Origin of the sequence: Chryseobacterium sp. RU37D (assembly GCF_900156075.1) — a bacterium.
GTDB lineage: Bacteria > Bacteroidota > Bacteroidia > Flavobacteriales > Weeksellaceae > Chryseobacterium.
Map to the genome: position 1 here is coordinate 54,248 of NZ_FTMM01000011.1, position 17,172 is coordinate 71,419.

The window sequence follows — 17,172 nt, forward strand, 5'->3', positions numbered from 1 at the left end:
AAAGTCTAACTTCTAACTTCTAGCTTCTAACATCTATAAAAATGAAAAATGTAGGAATTATCGGTGCCGGAACGATGGGAATAGGCATCGCACAAGTAGCCGCAACGAACGGATGCAAAGTTTGGGTTTACGACGCCAACGCAAAACAAGTAGAAACGGCAACCGTAGGTTTGGAAAAAACATTAACCAAATTGGTTGATAAACAAAAAATTTCGGCAGAAAAAATGACTGAAATTTTAGCCAATATTTCCATTGCTACAGAATTGAAGGACTTCAAAGATTGTGAACTCATCATTGAAGCCATTATCGAAAACAAAGAAATTAAAACCAAAGTTTTCACAGAATTAGAGAAACATATTTCAGAAAGCTGTGTCATTGGTTCCAATACATCATCTATTTCCATCACCTCTCTCGGTGCGGAATTACAAAAACCAGAGCGCTTCATCGGAATTCACTTTTTCAATCCGGCTCCGTTGATGCCTTTAGTTGAGGTCATTCCATCTTTATTAACAGAAAGATCTTTAGAGGAAAAAATCTACAATCTAATGAAAGATTGGGGCAAAACACCTGTTGTTGCTAAAGATATTCCCGGATTTATTGTGAACCGAATTGCTCGTCCTTACTATGGTGAAGGGTTGAGAATTGTTGAAGAAAACATCGCAACGGTAGAACAGGTTGATGATGCTATGAAAACACTAGGAAACTTTAAAATGGGACCTTTTGAATTAATGGATTTAATTGGTGTTGATGTCAATTTCTCTGTAACAACAACGGTTTATAACGAATATTTCTACGATCCGAAATATAAACCGTCTCTTCTTCAACAAAGAATGTCGGAAGCAAAACTGCACGGCAGAAAAACAGGAAAAGGTTTTTATGATTATTCCGAAGGAGCTGAAAAACCTGTTGCAGAAAAAGACGATGCACTTTATCAGCAAATTTTCCTGAGAATTATTTCAATGTTGATTAATGAAGCCGTTGAAGCAAAAAGATTAGGTGTTGCCAACGATGAAGATCTGGAACTGGCGATGCAGAAAGGTGTAAATTATCCAAAAGGATTATTGGCTTGGGGAAAAGAAATAGGATATGCAAAAATCTCTGAAACCCTGCAAAATCTTTACGGAGAATATCAGGAGGAGAGGTATAGACAAAGTCCTTTGCTGCGTAAATTGAATTAGACAATTTGAAAATGTGTTAATTTGAAAATTGATTACAGCAGGTTTTCATTTTCAAATTCTCAAATTGATTTAATTTTCAAATTAATATTATGGATATAGAGAATTTCAGAGCCGAATTGGAAACAAGGCTTATGATTGAAAAAGAATATGTAATTCAGGAACTTTCCTCGATAAGGGAATATCAGGAAAAACTGGATTTATTAGGAAAATTCAATGAAAAATATAGAGGTATTATTAAAAAAATTGCCATTGAAGAAGGTATTGATTTAAATGCTCCTTATCCATCCGACAATCCATCGAATTCAGAAAATCTTACTTACGAGCAGATAATTCTTGGGAAAACCATGAGTATTTATGACAAATTGGTTGATGAATTACATGAAGAAATAACAAGTACAAAGTAAAAATGAATCCAAGACAGGTTGCAGAATATATGTTTGATCAGGATTATTTTTCCCAGTGGATGAATATTAAAATGATCGAAATCAAAGAAAATTATTGTTTACTCGAAATGCCCATCAAAAAAGAAATGCTGAATGGGTTAAAAACCGTTCACGGAGGGGTCACATTTGCTTTTGCAGATTCAGCACTGGCATTTTCATCCAACAATTCCGGAGATGCTGCCGTTGCCTTGAACTGTATCATCAACTTTACCAGAGCCGGAAAAGAAGGTGATGTTTTCAGAGCTGAAAGTATTTTGGTAAATGATACCAGAAAAACTGCTGTTTATGACATTAAAATTACCAATCAAAACGAAGAATTGGTTGCAAAATTTGTCGGAACAGTGTATAAAATCGGAAAAAAAATAACAGAACTATAAATTTGAAAATAAGGCAATTTGAAAATTATTTTTAATGCTTTATTTCATTTTCAAATTCTCAAATTAACACATTTTCAAATTAAATAAAATGAACAACGTATACATCATAGATTATATAAGAACGCCAATTTCAAAATTATCTGGTAGTCTTTCAGAAGTTCGTGCCGACGATTTGGCAGCAATTGTTATTAAAGAAGTAGTAGCACGAAATCCCGAAGTTCCTGTTGAAGAAATAGAAGATGTTATTTTCGGATGTGCAAACCAAGCAGGTGAAGATAACAGAAACGTAGCAAGAATGGGGCTTTTATTGGCTGGGCTTCCATACAAAATAGGAGGGGAAACGGTCAATAGATTGTGTGCTTCAGGAATGTCAGCGGTGGCTAATGCTTTCCGTTCGATTGCAGCAGGAGAAGGTGAAATTTACATCGCAGGTGGAGTAGAACACATGACGCGTTCACCTTATGTAATGTCTAAACCAAGTGCTGCTTTCGGAAGAGACAGTCAGATGTTTGATACAACCTTCGGATGGAGATTTATCAATCCGAAAATGAAAGAATTATACGGGGTTGACGGAATGGGAGACACTGCTGAAAACTTAGCAGATATCCACAACATCAGTCGTGAAGATCAGGATAAATTTGCCCTTTGGTCACAACAAAAAGCAACAAAAGCTCAGGAAAGTGGAAGATTAGCAGAGGAAATTGTAAAAGTTGAAATTCCGCAAAGAAAAGGTGAACCGAAGATCTTCGATACAGACGAATTCATCAAGCCAACTTCTTCAATGGAAGGTTTAGGAAAACTTAGTCCGGCTTTCAGAAAAGAAGGAACAGTAACAGCCGGAAACGCTTCAGGAATGAATGATGGTGCAACAGCTTTAATTTTAGCAAGCGAAGAAGCTGTAAAAAAATATGGCTTAAAACCAAAAGCAAAAATCCTAGGATCATCTGTTGCAGGTGTTGAGCCTAGAATCATGGGAATCGGCCCTGTTGAAGCAACTCAAAAGTTATTAAAAAGACTGAATCTTTCATTAGACGATATGGATATCATCGAATTGAACGAGGCTTTTGCAGCTCAAGCTTTGGCGGTAACAAGAACTTTAGGTTTAAAAGATGATGATTCAAGAATAAATCCAAATGGAGGAGCTATCGCAATAGGTCACCCACTGGGAGTTTCCGGAGCAAGAATCGTTGGTTCAGCGGCTATGGAACTTCAAAAACAAGATAAAAAATATGCATTGTGTACCCTTTGTATCGGTGTCGGACAAGGGTATGCAATGGTGATTGAAAAAATGTAATTTTTTCAATAGTGTAACAATATAAAAATGTATCAATGTAACAATTCCATTGTCATGCTGAGCTTGTCGAAGCATCTATTGGTAAACTGTTAGATTGATACATTGTTAAATTAAATTTTCAACTAAAATTTTATGAATATTTATTCATACCACGGAATTCGCCCCATCATTAAGCCATCCGCTTACGTTCATCCACAAGCGGTGATTATCGGAAATGTGGAAATCGGCGAAGAAGTTTATGTTGGTCCGAATGCGGTAATTCGTGGAGACTGGGGTAAAATTATTGTGAAAGACGGTGCAAATGTTCAGGAAAACTGTACGCTTCATGTATTCCCTGGCATTGAAACCATTTTGGAGGAATATGCACATATCGGTCACGGAGCAATCATTCATTCCGGACATATCGGTAAAAACTGTCTCGTTGGAATGAACGCTGTTGTAATGGATAAAGCCGTTATTGGTGAGGAATGTATCATCGGAGCATTAGCTTTTGTTCCTGCCAACTTCAAATGTGAACCAAGAAAATTAATTGTGGGAAGTCCTGCAAAAATTATCCGCAATGTTTCTGACGAAATGATCAAATGGAAAACAGAAGGAACAAAACTATATCAGGAACTGGCAAGAGAAGGAAAGGACGCAATTTTACCATGTGAACCTTTTACAGAATATGTTCAGCAGATTCCTACGAAAGTTGTTGATTACAGCATTTGGGATGATGTGAAATAATTTCCGTACCTAAACCTCATAGGTTTTTAAAACCTATGAGGTTTGAATATTAAAATACAAATGAAGAAAAATAAATGTCAAATACAGAAAGTTTTGAATGTGGTTATGTATACCATATTTACACTCACGCAAATGGAAAAGATTTAATTTTTAGAGAAGAGGAAAATTATAAATATTTTTTAGATAAGCTTATAAAATACATTATTCCAGTAGCTGAAATATATGTATATTGTTTGATGTCTAATCATTTTCATTTTTTAGTAAGGTTTAAAAATGTAGACCAAATATCGGATGAAGATGAGCATAAATATTTAATGAAGCAGTTTAGTAATTTATTAAATGGTTATGCAAAAGCTTATAATAAGAAATATAATAGAAAAGGGTCTCTTTTTCTTGATTATCTAAAACGTAAAAGAGTAAACGATGAAAAGTATTTGATTAAATTATTACATTATATCCACAATAATCCTGTCAATCATGGATTTGTTGAAGATATTAATGATTGGAAATATTCATCTTATAATTCTTACATTAATTTGACTAAAGAAAGCAAAATTGAAAGAAAAGAAATGATGCAATACTTTGATACAATAAAAAATTTTGTAGAATATCATCAATCGAATGTTGAATATGATTTTCTGACTATTGAATAAATATGGCAACTCAAACCTCATAGGTTTCTAAAACCTATGAGGTTTTGAAAAGAAAAATAAAGTATGTTAAAAAAACTTCTCATTTTCTGCAGCATTCTCTTTACATTTCAATCTGTGTTTTTTACCCAAACAGGAAATGTAAAACCTTTTTTGAATATTGAAGAAATCAGAACCATAAAATCAGAAATTTTAAACAAGGAAAGAACATTAAACATCTATCTTCCACAAAATTTTTATAAAAATAAATCTTACCCAATTATTTATTTTTTGGATGGAGGTATAAATGAAGATTTCATCCATGTGATAGGTTTAGTTCAATTTTTTAATCAAATGTATTCCATGACAGAAACGATTGTGGTCGGAATTGCCAATATTGACAGAAAAAGAGACTTCACTTTTCATACCGATTTAAAGGATTTGCATAAAGATTATCCTGCGAGTGGACATTCTGATAAATTCATCAGTTTTTTGGAAAAAGAATTAAAACCCTATATCGAAAATCAGTTTAAAACAACAGAAAAATATTTGTTTAGACAATCGTTGGGCGGGCTTTTAGCAACTGAAATTTTGTTGAAAAAACCTGAAATGTCCAATAATTATTTTATCATCAGTCCGAGTTTATGGTGGGATGATGAAAGTCTTTTGAAACAGGCCCCTCAATTATTAACCAAAATTCCGGATACTAAGAAATTCATTTATGTTTCTGTCGGAAAAGGTGAACATCCGGTGATGGTAAAAGATGCTGAGGATTTATTTGATGTTTTAAAAAAAGCCAACAAAAAATTGGACGGTAGAATACAAAATGATGGAAACAGACAATCATGCAACGATTCTTCACAGAAGTTTGTATGAAGGTTTGGTGAAATTGTTTCCATATCAGGAACCGAAATAAAATAATATACCAATGTATCAATGTAACAATTTTGAGCCTGTCATTCTGAACGCAATGAAGAATCCCATTGGTAAACTGTTACATTAATACATTTTTAAATTAAAATATAAGAATATTTTATGGAAAAGTTAAAAAATTACATCCACGGCGAATGGATCGAAGGTACCGGAAACGGAATTCCTTTATATAACGCAGTGACAGGAGAACAGGTTGCTGTTTCCGATACGGAAGGTCTGAATTTTGAACAGGCTTTAGATTACGGAAGAACAGTAGGTTACAAAAATCTTTCATCCATGACGTTCTACGATCGTGGAGAAATGTTGAAAAAAGTAGCGCTTTACCTTTTAGAAAGAAAGAAAAAATATTACGATTTATCTTATAAAACGGGAGCAACTCATGTAGATTCTTGGGTAGATATCGAGGGAGGTTTTGGTACTTTCTTTACATACTCAGGATTGGCGAAGAGAATGCTTCCAAATACTCCGTTTTGGGTGGATGGAGATACTCAGAAAATTTCTGCTAACGGAACTTTTTTGGGAACTCATATATTAACGCCAAGTGAAGGGGTTTCTATTCAAATCAATGCATACAATTTTCCGGTTTGGGGAATGTTGGAAAAGTTATCCACATCTTTGTTGGCAGGTGTTCCGTCAATTGTGAAGCCTTCTCCGTTTGGCTCTTATTTGACGAATGCCGTTTTCCAGGATATGATTGAAAGCGGAATTCTTCCGGAAGGAGCTGTTCAGTTGGTTTGTGGTGAACCGGGAAATATTCTGGATTACGTTCAGGATGGAGACTCTGTATTATTCACAGGTTCTGCGACGACGGGTAGAAAATTAAAATCTTTACCATCAGTTGCAGGAAATGCAGTTCGTTTCAACATGGAAGCAGATTCTTTGAACTGCTCAATTCTTGGATTGGATGCAAAACCGGGAACTCCGGAATTTGATCTATTCATCAAAGAAGTTCGTAACGAAATGACGACGAAAGCTGGACAAAAATGTACAGCAATCAGAAGAATTATCGTTCCTGAAAACTTAATCGGAGACGTTCAGAATGCTTTGTCTAAAGCTTTGGATCAGACAAAGATCGGAAATCCGTTAAGCAGAGAAACAAGAATGGGTTCTTTGGTCGGAAAACAGCAGTACGATGAGGTTGTAAGAAAAGTAAATTTACTAAAAGCTGAAACAGAATTGGTTTATGACGGACAACACGAATTGGTAGATGCAAATTATGAAAATGGAGCATTTATGAGTCCAAAATTGTTCTTAAACGATTCTCCGTTTACTAAAAATATCTCTCACGATGTCGAAGCTTTTGGTCCGGTTTCTACATTAATGCCTTACAAAGATGCAGAAGAAGCTGCAGCGTTGGCAAAAAGAGGAAAAGGAAGTTTGGTAGGTTCTATCATTTCTCATGACGACAATTTCGTAGCAGAAACTTCGTGGAAAATGGCTTCTCAACACGGAAGGATTTTCGTTTTAAACAGAGATAATGCGAAAGAAAGTACAGGTCACGGTTCTCCGCTTCCGACTTTGATGCACGGTGGTCCCGGAAGAGCAGGTGGCGGTGAAGAAATGGGCGGTTTGAGCGGTCTGCATTTCTTCCTACAAAAAACAGCGATTCAGGGCTCTCCCGATACTTTGACAGCTATTACTAAAATTTATCAGCAAGGTGCTGAGAAAAAATATTCAGATAAACACCCTTTCCAAAAATATTTCGAAGAAGTTGAGGTTGGCGATTCTTTAGAAACAGCAGGAAGAACGGTTACCGATGCAGATATTGTAAATTTCTCCAATATTTCCTGGGATCATTTCTACGCACATACAGATGCAACGAGCTTAACAGGAACTATCTTCGACAAAACCGTTGCTCACGGATACTTCATCCTTTCTGCAGCAGCGGGATTATTCGTTTCTGGTAAAAAAGGACCTGTTATCGCGAATTATGGATTGGAAAACTGTTCGTTCTTCAAACCTGTTTACGCAGGAGATACCATTACGGTTTATTTGACTGCAAAAGAGAAGATCAATCGCGGAGTAAAAGGGAGAAATATTCCTTCAGGAGTTGTAAAATGGCTGGTTGAAGTGGTGAATCAAAGAGATGAGATCGTTTGTGTGGCTACGATTTTAACACTGGTGGCTAAACAATCTCCTTTTATTGATTTAAATCTAAAAACTATTCAAAAAGCTTTAAATGGCTTAACGGAATCTACTCAGCCAGCTTGGGGCAAAATGTCCCCTCAGCAAATGATCGAACATCTGGAGCATGGCATTTTGGTAAGCTTGGGAGAACCAGAAGCAGAAAAATGCTTCACTCCGGAAGAACAGCTGGAAAAATGGCAGGATTCTTTATACAATCACAGGAAAATGCCCAAAGATTTCCCTGCGCCATTCTTAAAAGAAGACGAAAAGTTATTGGAGCTGAGACATAAAAATCTTGAAGCTGCAAAAATTTCTTTTATAGATTCTTTAAAGCGATACCTGATTTATTATAAAGAAAATCCTCAAGCTGAGCATATGAATTTCGTGTTCGGAAGACTAAATAAAGAAATGTGGGAGCTGATGCACAGAAAACATTTTACACATCATTTTGAGCAGTTTCAATTAATCTAATTGAATAAAGCATACATGTTATCCCTTTTTTGTTTTTGATTGAAAGGGATTTTTTAAGCCTTGTCAATGTTCAAAACCTAGATAAGGCTTCTTAAAAAAGGCTTCATGTATTCTTAAAATAATTTCTCGGATTTTTAATTCTTATTTCCAGCTGGTTTAATAAAGAAAAAAATAGACATGGAGTTTTTATAGAATCTCCGTTGAAAAGAATAATTGATTATATCCGTTTGTCATTTCTAGGCTCATAGCAAATCCTGTAGTTTTTCGTTTGGGTAAACTTTGTTATCCATGATATTAGGCGCGACATCCCTCTTTCTGAGGCTTTCCAGATATCGCCATATAATTCAAAGTAATAACAACAATCATTAAATTTGTAGTAGAGTAGAAAATACCAAATTAAGAATTACATATTTCTACATAACAATAATAGGAATTACAATAAAAGGTATACCCTGTTTTTTGGCATTAAATTTCTTAAAATAGCTGTATTTTAGTATTTTTGTGTTTATCAATTTAATTTAAAAAATGAACGAATTCGTAGTTTCAGAACTTAAAAATAATATCGCCGAAATCACATTCGGAACCCCAAAAAGCAATTCCCTTCCGGGAGCCATTCTTGAAAAATTAGCACAAACCATTCTTGATGAAGGTGCGAAAGATGATGTAAAAGCTATCCTTGTAAAGAGTGAAGGTAAGAAAGCTTTTTGTGCAGGAGCCAGTTTTGATGAGCTTTTGGAAATTGAAGAGCTGGAAAAATCAACCCAATTTTTCGGAGGTTTCGCAAAAGTATTGAATGCAATGAGAAACTGCGGGAAAATCATTGTTATAAGAGTTCAGGGAAAAACCACTGGTGGTGGGGTAGGATTGGCTTGCGGAGCAGATTACTGTTTTGCAACAAAAGATTCTTCATTGGCTCTTACTGAGATTAATTTAGGAATTGGCCCTTTCGTAATCGGGCCTTATGTGGAAAGAAAAATTGGGAAGTCCCAATTTTCAGCTATGGCCATTGATGCAGATTTCAGATCGGCGGAGTGGGCAGCACAGCACAATATTTACCATTCAGTTTCAGAAACAATTGAAGAAATGGACTCAAAATTAGAAAAGTTCCTGCAGACTTTAGCTTCCAGAAGCTGTGAGGCTTTAGCTTTAATTAAAAAAGTTTCATGGGAAGGTACAGATCATTTCAATGAACTAATGCCGGCCAGAATTCATATGAGCGCAAGCTTAATTTTGGAAGATTCTGCAAAGAAAAACATTGAATCTATTAAAGAAAAATTGAGAGCTAAATAATTTTGACATTTCTTTTATAAATATAACCGCTGGATTTCCAGCGGCTTTTTTTTGAGTTGAGATCAGTTAATTAACCTTTATTTTTTTTAGAAACAATTTTGTACTTTGAAAAAAAATAATAACTTTGTATCTCAAAGTTCTTTTTATGGATTCAAAAAACTATCACGAAGACTTATCACACATCCGTTCCATGATGGAGCGTTCTTCCAGATTTATTTCTTTGAGTGGATTATCCGGAGTTTTTGCGGGTGTGGCGGCACTTATTGGAGCCAGCTATGTTTATTTTGTTTTCCATAAGAAAAATATAAGCTATTTTGACGGGGAAAGCCATTCTTATCCGCCATCGTTAGTAAATGAATTAGTAATTACAGGAACTTTGATATTACTGGCCGCACTTTTCAGTGGATATATTTTTACAGCCAATAAAAGTAAACAAAAAGGACTGAAGATATGGGATGCCACCACAAAAAGGCTTCTCATCACTTTTTCAGTGCCTTTGGTGACGGGAGGGATCTTCTGCTTGGGCCTTCTTTATCATCACTTTTTTGTTTTCGTTGCCCCTGCGACATTAATTTTCTATGGAATTGCCCTGGTAGCAGCTGAAAGGTATACTTTGACGGATATAAAATATTTAGGATACTGCCAGATTGTTCTTGGGCTGGTTTCTCTGTTCTTTTTAGGATGGGGGTTGCTTTTCTGGGCTCTTGGCTTTGGAGTATTGCATATCGTTTACGGATTGATTATGCACAAAAAATATAAATAAGTATAAAAATTGCAGACCTGAAAAATTTAAATCTGCCAAGTGCAGCCTTCTTATTATGATAAAAATAAATCAACTCAATAAAGAATTCGAAAGCCGTGTAAGATTAGGCATCATGTCCGTTCTTATGGTCAACGACTGGGTTGATTTTTCGGAAATGAAAAACCTGCTGGAGATCACGGACGGTAACCTTTCCAGTCACAGCAACGCGTTGGAAAAAGTGGGCTATATCGAAGTGAAGAAAGAATTTGTAGGTAAAAAGCCCAAAACCTCTTACCGTGTTACCCAAAATGGCAGGGAAGCCTTTTCTGAACATCTCAATTCTTTAGAAAAATTATTAAGAAAATAAGGGAAAAATTTTATAAATAAACTTTGAAATACAAAGTACTTTTAATAATTAATTAAAAATTAAAATATGATTACTACAAAACAAAAAACGCCGTTCATTTTCGCAGTTCCGGCTTTATTACTTTCAGCAGCATTTTTCGGAAACCTTTTTGTAGAAGGCTGGAATTGGTCGTCGTTTGACTTTATTATTGCCGGAATTTTGCTTTTCGGGTCAGCTCTTCTTATTAATCTAATGATTAGGTCAGAAAGAACTTTTTCTTCAAAATTGATTGTCTGCTCGGTTATTTTGCTTCTGCTACTACTGGTTTGGGCAGAATTGGCTGTAGGCATTTTCGGAAGCCCGTTTGCGGGAAGTTAAGTTTAATTGATAAAATAGATCTATGAATGATTCTATAATAGAAAGTATAGGAAAATATACCTTCGGACTGTTTTTCCTGCTTGGAAATATCCGCCTTTTCGGATATGTACTGACAAAAAATGATGAATTTGCCGCTGGTGGATTAACTCTTATAATTTTGGGTACAGTCATCAATTTGATTATTATCATAAGCTTACTTATTTACGGAGTTATTTTAAAATCAAAACTCAATGTATGTCTGAAAGCAACAGGTATAATGCTCTTAAATGTTCCTGTTGCCGTAATCTATAACATAATAGGAATCAATATTATTAATTAAATAAACTATGAAAAAAATACGCATTCAATTTCTTCTTTTTGTTTACGATAAAACTCAAAAGCTGTACAGAAAATACTTTAAGAAAAAGAAACGACAGTGGCAGTTTAACGAAAAGCAGCTTCTTGAGTTCCAGGAAGATTCATTAGGGAGAAAGCTTGGGGAATTTTACAAAAAACATGGCTTCACCATGATCCCGAAAATGGAAAATCACGATGTGCACCATCTTATAACAGGCTGCGGAACTAATTTTGAAGATGAAATTGCCATGCAATTCCTTCTTTTAGGCAACGGAAAGCTCAATGCGCACCTTCTGGCGGCAGTGGTTTTGGGAAGCATCATCTTACCGGAATACTACAGGATGTATATCAAAGCATATAAAAAAGGGCAAAATATGCGGCCATTTTATCATTGGGATTTTGAGGCTTTGCTGTGGCAGAATTTTGAACACCTGAAAGATTTTATCCAGCAAAAAAACACGGTGGTTATTCATTAATGAGAGCTTAATTCTTTTAAATTTTTAATCATTAAATAGTTAAATAAAATGAAAACACATCATTATATACTCCTCACTACAATCCTTTTTGTTATTGTATTTTATGATCAAAATCCGGGATTGAATCTTGGGATCATCGGGATCATTTATTCCTTGCTTACCCTTTACAGAACACCGGAAAAAAACAGGACCAGGGTTTTCTTTTTCCTTTTTGTAACGAGTATTTTATCCAGTGTTGCATTTGCGTGGTACGGAGATTTTCCTTCGTTTTTGGCTGTTGCAAGCTCTTACCTGCTATTGGCTTACCGTTCAAAAAACAGGAGACTGAAAATTTTATTCCTAATTCCGGTTTTTGCAATAAACTGTTTTACGGCAATTTTCCGGTTTTTCAGCTTTGATGGATGGCTTCCGAAAAAAGATGTGCCGGGATTGTGGCAGAAAACCTTGGCGTTTGTACTAATTCCGTTATTATTCATTTCGATTTTCTTTGCAATTTATTCCGCGGGAAGCCAGCATTTTGCAAATATTTTCACCAATGTAGAGCTTGATATTAATATCTGGCAGCTTCTGGCAATGACTGTTTTAGGTTTTTTTATCGCTTTCAATTACTGGAATTTTGCAGTGGAGAAATTTATTTATAAAAACAACCATATTCTTGATGATGAATTTAAGGAAAAAGAGGCGGTTCAGAAATCAACATATTCTTTCCTTGATCTTGATGCAGAAAGAATGAGTGGTGTAATTTCTTTCTTTGCACTAAATGTTTTGTTGATTTTTTTCATCATAACATACAATTACGAACAATTTTATGAAGTTCAAAAAACTCCGGCTCAGCTTTCCGAAGAAACACATGAAAGGGTAAATGCTGTAATTATGTCAATTGTAATGGCAATTTTGGTCATTATGTTTTACTTTAAATCGAATTTTAATTTTGATCCGAAAGCAGGTTTGATGAAAATTTTAGCCAAAATCTGGATTTTCCTTAATGCTGTTCTGGTTATCTCTGCAATGGTGAAAAATTCTGAGTATATTATTAATTATGGTTTCACGTATAAAAGGCTGGGAGTTTATGCTTTCCTGATTTTATCGTTGATAGGCCTGGTTACAACATTTATTAAAATTCAGATGAAAAAAAGAAATGCCTTCCTTTTCAATACAATGGTGTGGTGCGTTTACGGGACGATTCTCACCTGTAGCTTTATCAATTGGGGCGGGTTCATTACTTCCGAAAATAGGAAACGTAAAGATTTTGTTTGGGAATATCATCAAAATCAAATCAATTTTAATGAAAAAGAGTTATTGAAATACGCAGAAGAAAAGCACGACAATCAACTAAAATCTGAAATTGTAAATTCAGAAAGAGTGAAGTTTCAGCAAAAAGAAAAATTTTTGTCTAAAGTTCTATATTATCAATTCGTTAAATAAAAAAGATATAGCTTTTGCACAGCCTGCATGAAACATAAACATATTAAAATGATGAAAAAATTAAAAGAAAACCAGAGGTTTAGGCTCACTTTACTGCTGATGCTGATGACCTGTTTTTGTTTCGCACTCTCTATTTTTCGTTTTTATATCAGCAATACGAAGGTGTTTTTATTCTTAAACTGGAACCTTTTTCTGGCCTGGATTCCTTTTCTGGTTAGTAGTTTTTTAATAATTTCTAAAAATAAGAGTAAAATTTTATTAGATATTGCTGTTGTCGTATGGGTTTTCTTTTTCCCTAATTCACCATATATTCTCACGGATCTTTTTCATCTGAAAACCAGAAGTCTGGTCCCTATATGGTATGATCTTATGGTTATCCTTTCTTTTGCCTGGACGGGGCTTTTCTGCGGATTTATCAGCCTGATGGATATTGAAAAACTGCTTTCTGATTATGTTAAAACCTCTACGATTAATTATTTCGGCATTATATTTTTATTCATGTCGGGTTTTGGAGTTTATTTAGGCCGGTTTCTGAGATGGAACAGCTGGGATATCCTCAATAATCCTCTTGGCTTATTCCAGGATATTTTTATACGGATCATATATCCGGCAGAGCATCCGAAAACATGGGGCATTACTATACTGATGGGGATTCTGCTTAATTTTATGTATTTAATGATTAAATGTCTGAAGTCAGATAGCAAAGTAAAAACTACTCTTGAAAACTGAAATTCTAATATTTTTTTAAGCTTAAAAATCTGTCAATGGAACAGTTTTAGCTTCTCAATACTATCATTAAAAATCAAGATTATGAAAAAATCCTTATTGCTGATCCCGCTGATTATTGTTTCGTGTAAAAAAGATCCGGGCATTTCAGAGACACAGAATAAAGATTCAATGACGGTCGAAGAGCAGCCTGCCACTGCAGAAAAACCGGATTCTGCTGCATTGAGAATGAAGGATTCGATCATTAATAATGCACCCAAAACCAAAGAAGTTTTACGGACAGGAGTAATGAGAAATGTGAAGAACGGGCAGATTATCAGAACAGCTGATGCAGAGCAGCTTCCTTTCACTTTAGGAGAAGAATTTACAAAAGATGATCAGGAATTTATTTTGAAAATAACGAATTTTAGCCAGCCTAATCTTAAAGCAAAAATTTCAACAAAAGAGAAAGATTTTAATATCCGGTTTAACCAGATTAAGCTTCCTAACGGCAATTATGACGGACCTTTCGGAAGAGAATTTACTTACGATATTAAAGACAAAGGAGAAGTCTGGCTGATTATCGGAAAGAGCAATATGGCTTCGGGAAATACTAAAGGAAGTTTTACCGTAAGTGTAGAATAATTTTTTTCAATTTGGTGCAATTTATGAAAACAAAATTTTAAAATTTATCATTATGAAAAATATATTTTTGACGACGGCAGTGGCTTCGGTTGCATTGGTAAGTTGTGGTACAGTACAGTCGTTGGTCCAGAATACATTTCCTTATACAGCCAACGTTTTGGTTTCCACAGGGGTTCCGGCTGATAAAGAGGTTTCTTCTACGGCAACAGCGTCCAACGTCCAGACGTGGTTTGGAGGGAATAATAATGCGCAGATTAAAGATGTGAGAATTGCAGATGTAAAGGTTTCGGTAGTTTCACCGTCAGGAGGTAATCTGCGTGCTTTTAAATCTATTAAAGTATACATTTCATCAAGTGGGACCGGAGAAAGGCTGGTCGCTTCAAGATCAAATATTTCCACCGATGCTTCGAATCTTAATCTTGACTTGGAAAATTCCGGATTTTTAGATGAGGTGGTGAAAAGTACCGGGCTTACGGTAAGAACGGTTTACGAATTGAAAAACCAGACCAGCTCTGATATGAACCTTAGAATTTCACTTAATTTCAGCAGTGTTCCTGCGAAATAGTTTTTTATAAAAGTTTATTTTAAAAAACGTCTTTCAAATTCTTGAAAGACGTTTTTATTGTTATAGTAAATTGAACCTTTAAATTAATTAAATACTTAAATATTTAAATCATTACTTAAAATCAATCAGATCAATATCAAAAATAAGCGTTGATCCCGGCGGGATTACGTTTCCTGCACCGTTGTCTCCGTATGCAAGATCGGCAGGAATGTAAAATCTGTATTTTGATCCTTTGCTCATTAACGGGATACCTTCCGTCCAACCTTTTATCACTCCGGAAAGGTTCAGCTCGATAGGTTTACCGCCGTTTTTATCCGTAGAATCGAAAACAGTTCCATCCATCAGCTTTCCTGTATAAGTTACATTAACGGTGCTTGTAGCCGTAGGTCTTGTCTTTCCGTCACCTTCTTTCAAAACTTCGTATTGCAGGCCGCTCGCTGTGGTTTTTATTTTTTTATTCTGTTTGTTTTTGGTAAGGAATTCAATGCCTTTTTTTCTGTTTTCGTCTGCTTTTACTTTTGCTTCTGCCTGTTTTTTTTCACTTTGTTTTTGCATAAAACCTTGTAAAAAAGTGCTCATTTCTTCTTTCGGGAATAACCTTGGCTTATCTCCAAACTCGTCTTTTATAGCCTGGGCCAATAGTTCAGGATCTGCTGAAAATCCTTGTTTTTTCATATTTTGAGCAATATCTAATCCAATATAATAAGACGCTTTTTGCTCATCAGTGTAAGATTTCTGAGCAAACGCAAGGTTTACTCCTGTAAGAAGAACTAAGATAATTAATGTTTTTTTCATTGTTATTTAAAATATAATTTGTTTGCAAATTTAAGCTTTTGTACTTAAGAAGTGATATAATTTAATTTTAATAATATTCTACGGATTTCTGTTATAAATTGATTGTTATTAGTAAGCCAAATTATTATGATATTTTTTTCCGGAATCATGATTAAATGTGATTTAAATCCATCCTGATCCCTAGCGTGTTCAATAACCTTTTCATTTTTCTTCAGTTTTTGTATAATAATAAAATCATTGTAAACAAACCAGGCTCCGGAAGGAATCCAACTTGATTTTTAAAAGCTTGTCGCGACTTTGCTCAAAATAGAGACATGAAATAAGAATAGAACAAATAAATTAATCTTTAAGTTAAAAGGCAGTAATTAGCTTTTGGTCATAGAATCCATTACAATTGTTACGGGTCCGTCATTAATTAAAGAAACTTTCATATCTGCACCAAAAATCCCACTTTCGGTTTTCAGTCCTGATTTTGAAATTTCTTCTTTAAAATAATCAAAAAGCGGAATTGCTTTATCCGGTTTTGCGGCCTTAATGAATGATGGGCGGTTTCCTTTTTTGTAGTCTGCAACTAATGTGAACTGACTGATACAAAGGATTTCACCTTTAATGTCAAGAATAGAAAGATTCAGTTTATCATCTTCATCCCCGAAAATTCTAAGGTTTAAAATTTTCTGGACGAGCCAGTCTGCATCAGATTTTGAATCATTTTCATCAATTCCTACCAGAAGCGTGAATCCGTTTCCTATTTCTCCTACAATTTTTCCGTCTACTTTTACATGGGACTCGGAAACTCTTTGTATGACAACTTTCATTTTTAATAATAAATATTTAAAATTTTCCCTCCGGCATCATAATTATAAAGATACGTTTTCGGCGGAACATTGGCCCCGGCAGTCGGCTGTCCCGTCAATAAAATCCACTGGGCGTTGTCTTTCGGGCAGATGATTTTGATATTATCCTTTACCTCAAGGGTGGTGTTGGTATCCGGGCAGATTTGGGGAGCATTCCTGTCGTATACTTTAAACGTAGTGTCAGATGCTCTTACAACGATAAGGCCTCTTGTTCCGGACTGCTGTTCATTGATGTAAACCCATCCACCGACCTGGTTGAGAACATAGTAAGCTGGAAGATTAAGATTTAAAGTCACATTAATAGGATTATTGGGGAAACAGCTTACTGTATCTTCTCTAGTTCCACATGAATTTATTGATAAATTGCTGAAAATCAACAATGTTAATGTGAAAAAGATTGAAAAAGTTTTTTTCATTTCAATTTAAATTTTTATATA

21 protein-coding genes are annotated in these 17,172 nt (G+C 35.0%); 18 read left to right on the forward strand and 3 right to left on the reverse strand.

Going from position 1 to position 17,172, the window contains the following annotated elements:
• Window positions 1-41 precede the first annotated feature (41 nt).
• The 18 genes from BW926_RS07275 to BW926_RS07360 all read left to right on the forward strand — a co-directional run bounded on the left by BW926_RS07275 (window position 42) and on the right by BW926_RS07360 (window position 15,086).
• On the forward strand, window positions 42-1,178 hold the full coding sequence (locus tag BW926_RS07275; RefSeq protein ID WP_076445684.1) for a 3-hydroxyacyl-CoA dehydrogenase NAD-binding domain-containing protein: 1,137 nt from the start codon (window positions 42-44) through the stop codon (window positions 1,176-1,178).
• A gap of 89 nt (window positions 1,179-1,267) precedes the next feature.
• On the forward strand, window positions 1,268-1,582 hold the full coding sequence (locus BW926_RS07280; RefSeq protein ID WP_076445687.1) for a hypothetical protein: 315 nt from the start codon (window positions 1,268-1,270) through the stop codon (window positions 1,580-1,582).
• 2 nt (window positions 1,583-1,584) lie between these two features.
• A complete protein-coding gene (locus BW926_RS07285; protein ID WP_076445689.1) occupies window positions 1,585-1,998 on the forward strand; it encodes a PaaI family thioesterase in 414 nt (137 codons plus the stop codon).
• Window positions 1,999-2,086: 88 nt separating this feature from the next.
• Window positions 2,087-3,292, forward strand: coding sequence for a 3-oxoadipyl-CoA thiolase (gene pcaF / locus BW926_RS07290; RefSeq protein ID WP_076445691.1), 1,206 nt, complete (start codon window positions 2,087-2,089; stop codon window positions 3,290-3,292).
• A gap of 132 nt (window positions 3,293-3,424) precedes the next feature.
• Window positions 3,425-4,018, forward strand: a complete 594-nt coding sequence (locus tag BW926_RS07295; protein ID WP_076445694.1) for an acyltransferase — start codon at window positions 3,425-3,427, stop codon at window positions 4,016-4,018.
• 74 nt (window positions 4,019-4,092) lie between these two features.
• The gene (locus tag BW926_RS07300) at window positions 4,093-4,671 is read left to right on the forward strand and encodes a transposase (protein WP_076445697.1); all 579 of its coding nucleotides are present in this window, start codon (window positions 4,093-4,095) and stop codon (window positions 4,669-4,671) included.
• 63 nt (window positions 4,672-4,734) lie between these two features.
• Window positions 4,735-5,523, forward strand: a complete 789-nt coding sequence (locus BW926_RS07305; RefSeq protein WP_228403417.1) for an alpha/beta hydrolase — start codon at window positions 4,735-4,737, stop codon at window positions 5,521-5,523.
• A gap of 159 nt (window positions 5,524-5,682) precedes the next feature.
• The gene (paaZ, locus tag BW926_RS07310) at window positions 5,683-8,178 is read left to right on the forward strand and encodes a phenylacetic acid degradation bifunctional protein PaaZ (protein ID WP_076445699.1); all 2,496 of its coding nucleotides are present in this window, start codon (window positions 5,683-5,685) and stop codon (window positions 8,176-8,178) included.
• A 525-nt stretch (window positions 8,179-8,703) separates the two neighbouring features.
• Window positions 8,704-9,468 (forward strand): enoyl-CoA hydratase/isomerase family protein, encoded by a 765-nt coding sequence (locus BW926_RS07315; RefSeq protein ID WP_076445701.1) that lies wholly within the window; start codon window positions 8,704-8,706, stop codon window positions 9,466-9,468.
• Window positions 9,469-9,613: 145 nt separating this feature from the next.
• Window positions 9,614-10,231: a hypothetical protein gene (locus BW926_RS07320; RefSeq protein WP_076445703.1), complete on the forward strand. Its 618-nt coding sequence runs from the start codon at window positions 9,614-9,616 to the stop codon at window positions 10,229-10,231.
• Between the two features lie 55 nt (window positions 10,232-10,286).
• Complete coding sequence (locus BW926_RS07325) at window positions 10,287-10,577, forward strand: winged helix-turn-helix domain-containing protein (RefSeq protein ID WP_076445705.1); 291 nt, start codon at window positions 10,287-10,289, stop codon at window positions 10,575-10,577.
• A gap of 66 nt (window positions 10,578-10,643) precedes the next feature.
• Window positions 10,644-10,934, forward strand: a complete 291-nt coding sequence (locus BW926_RS07330; protein WP_083672280.1) for a hypothetical protein — start codon at window positions 10,644-10,646, stop codon at window positions 10,932-10,934.
• Between the two features lie 22 nt (window positions 10,935-10,956).
• Window positions 10,957-11,253 carry a hypothetical protein gene (locus tag BW926_RS07335; protein ID WP_076445707.1) on the forward strand — a complete coding sequence of 99 codons (297 nt, stop codon included), beginning with the start codon at window positions 10,957-10,959 and terminating at the stop codon, window positions 11,251-11,253.
• A 7-nt stretch (window positions 11,254-11,260) separates the two neighbouring features.
• Entirely contained in the window at window positions 11,261-11,746 is a 486-nt protein-coding gene (locus BW926_RS07340; RefSeq protein ID WP_076445709.1) for a Coq4 family protein, read from the forward strand.
• A 48-nt stretch (window positions 11,747-11,794) separates the two neighbouring features.
• On the forward strand, window positions 11,795-13,171 hold the full coding sequence (locus BW926_RS07345; protein WP_076445711.1) for a DUF4153 domain-containing protein: 1,377 nt from the start codon (window positions 11,795-11,797) through the stop codon (window positions 13,169-13,171).
• Window positions 13,172-13,219: 48 nt separating this feature from the next.
• Complete coding sequence (locus BW926_RS07350; RefSeq protein WP_076445713.1) at window positions 13,220-13,900, forward strand: DUF1361 domain-containing protein; 681 nt, start codon at window positions 13,220-13,222, stop codon at window positions 13,898-13,900.
• Between the two features lie 81 nt (window positions 13,901-13,981).
• Window positions 13,982-14,521 (forward strand): hypothetical protein, encoded by a 540-nt coding sequence (locus tag BW926_RS07355; protein ID WP_076445715.1) that lies wholly within the window; start codon window positions 13,982-13,984, stop codon window positions 14,519-14,521.
• Between the two features lie 52 nt (window positions 14,522-14,573).
• A complete protein-coding gene (locus tag BW926_RS07360) occupies window positions 14,574-15,086 on the forward strand; it encodes a hypothetical protein (protein WP_076445717.1) in 513 nt (170 codons plus the stop codon).
• A 111-nt stretch (window positions 15,087-15,197) separates the two neighbouring features.
• On the opposite strand, the gene BW926_RS07365 is transcribed toward BW926_RS07360, so the two are convergent.
• The 3 genes from BW926_RS07365 to BW926_RS07375 all read right to left on the reverse strand — a co-directional run bounded on the left by BW926_RS07365 (window position 15,198) and on the right by BW926_RS07375 (window position 17,151).
• Window positions 15,198-15,881, reverse strand: a complete 684-nt coding sequence (locus BW926_RS07365; protein WP_076445719.1) for an FKBP-type peptidyl-prolyl cis-trans isomerase — start codon at window positions 15,879-15,881, stop codon at window positions 15,198-15,200.
• Window positions 15,882-16,246: 365 nt separating this feature from the next.
• Window positions 16,247-16,696, reverse strand: a complete 450-nt coding sequence (gene dtd / locus BW926_RS07370) for a D-aminoacyl-tRNA deacylase (RefSeq protein WP_076445721.1) — start codon at window positions 16,694-16,696, stop codon at window positions 16,247-16,249.
• Between the two features lie 2 nt (window positions 16,697-16,698).
• A complete protein-coding gene (locus tag BW926_RS07375; RefSeq protein WP_076445723.1) occupies window positions 16,699-17,151 on the reverse strand; it encodes a hypothetical protein in 453 nt (150 codons plus the stop codon).
• Between the last annotated feature and the right edge of the window lie 21 nt (window positions 17,152-17,172).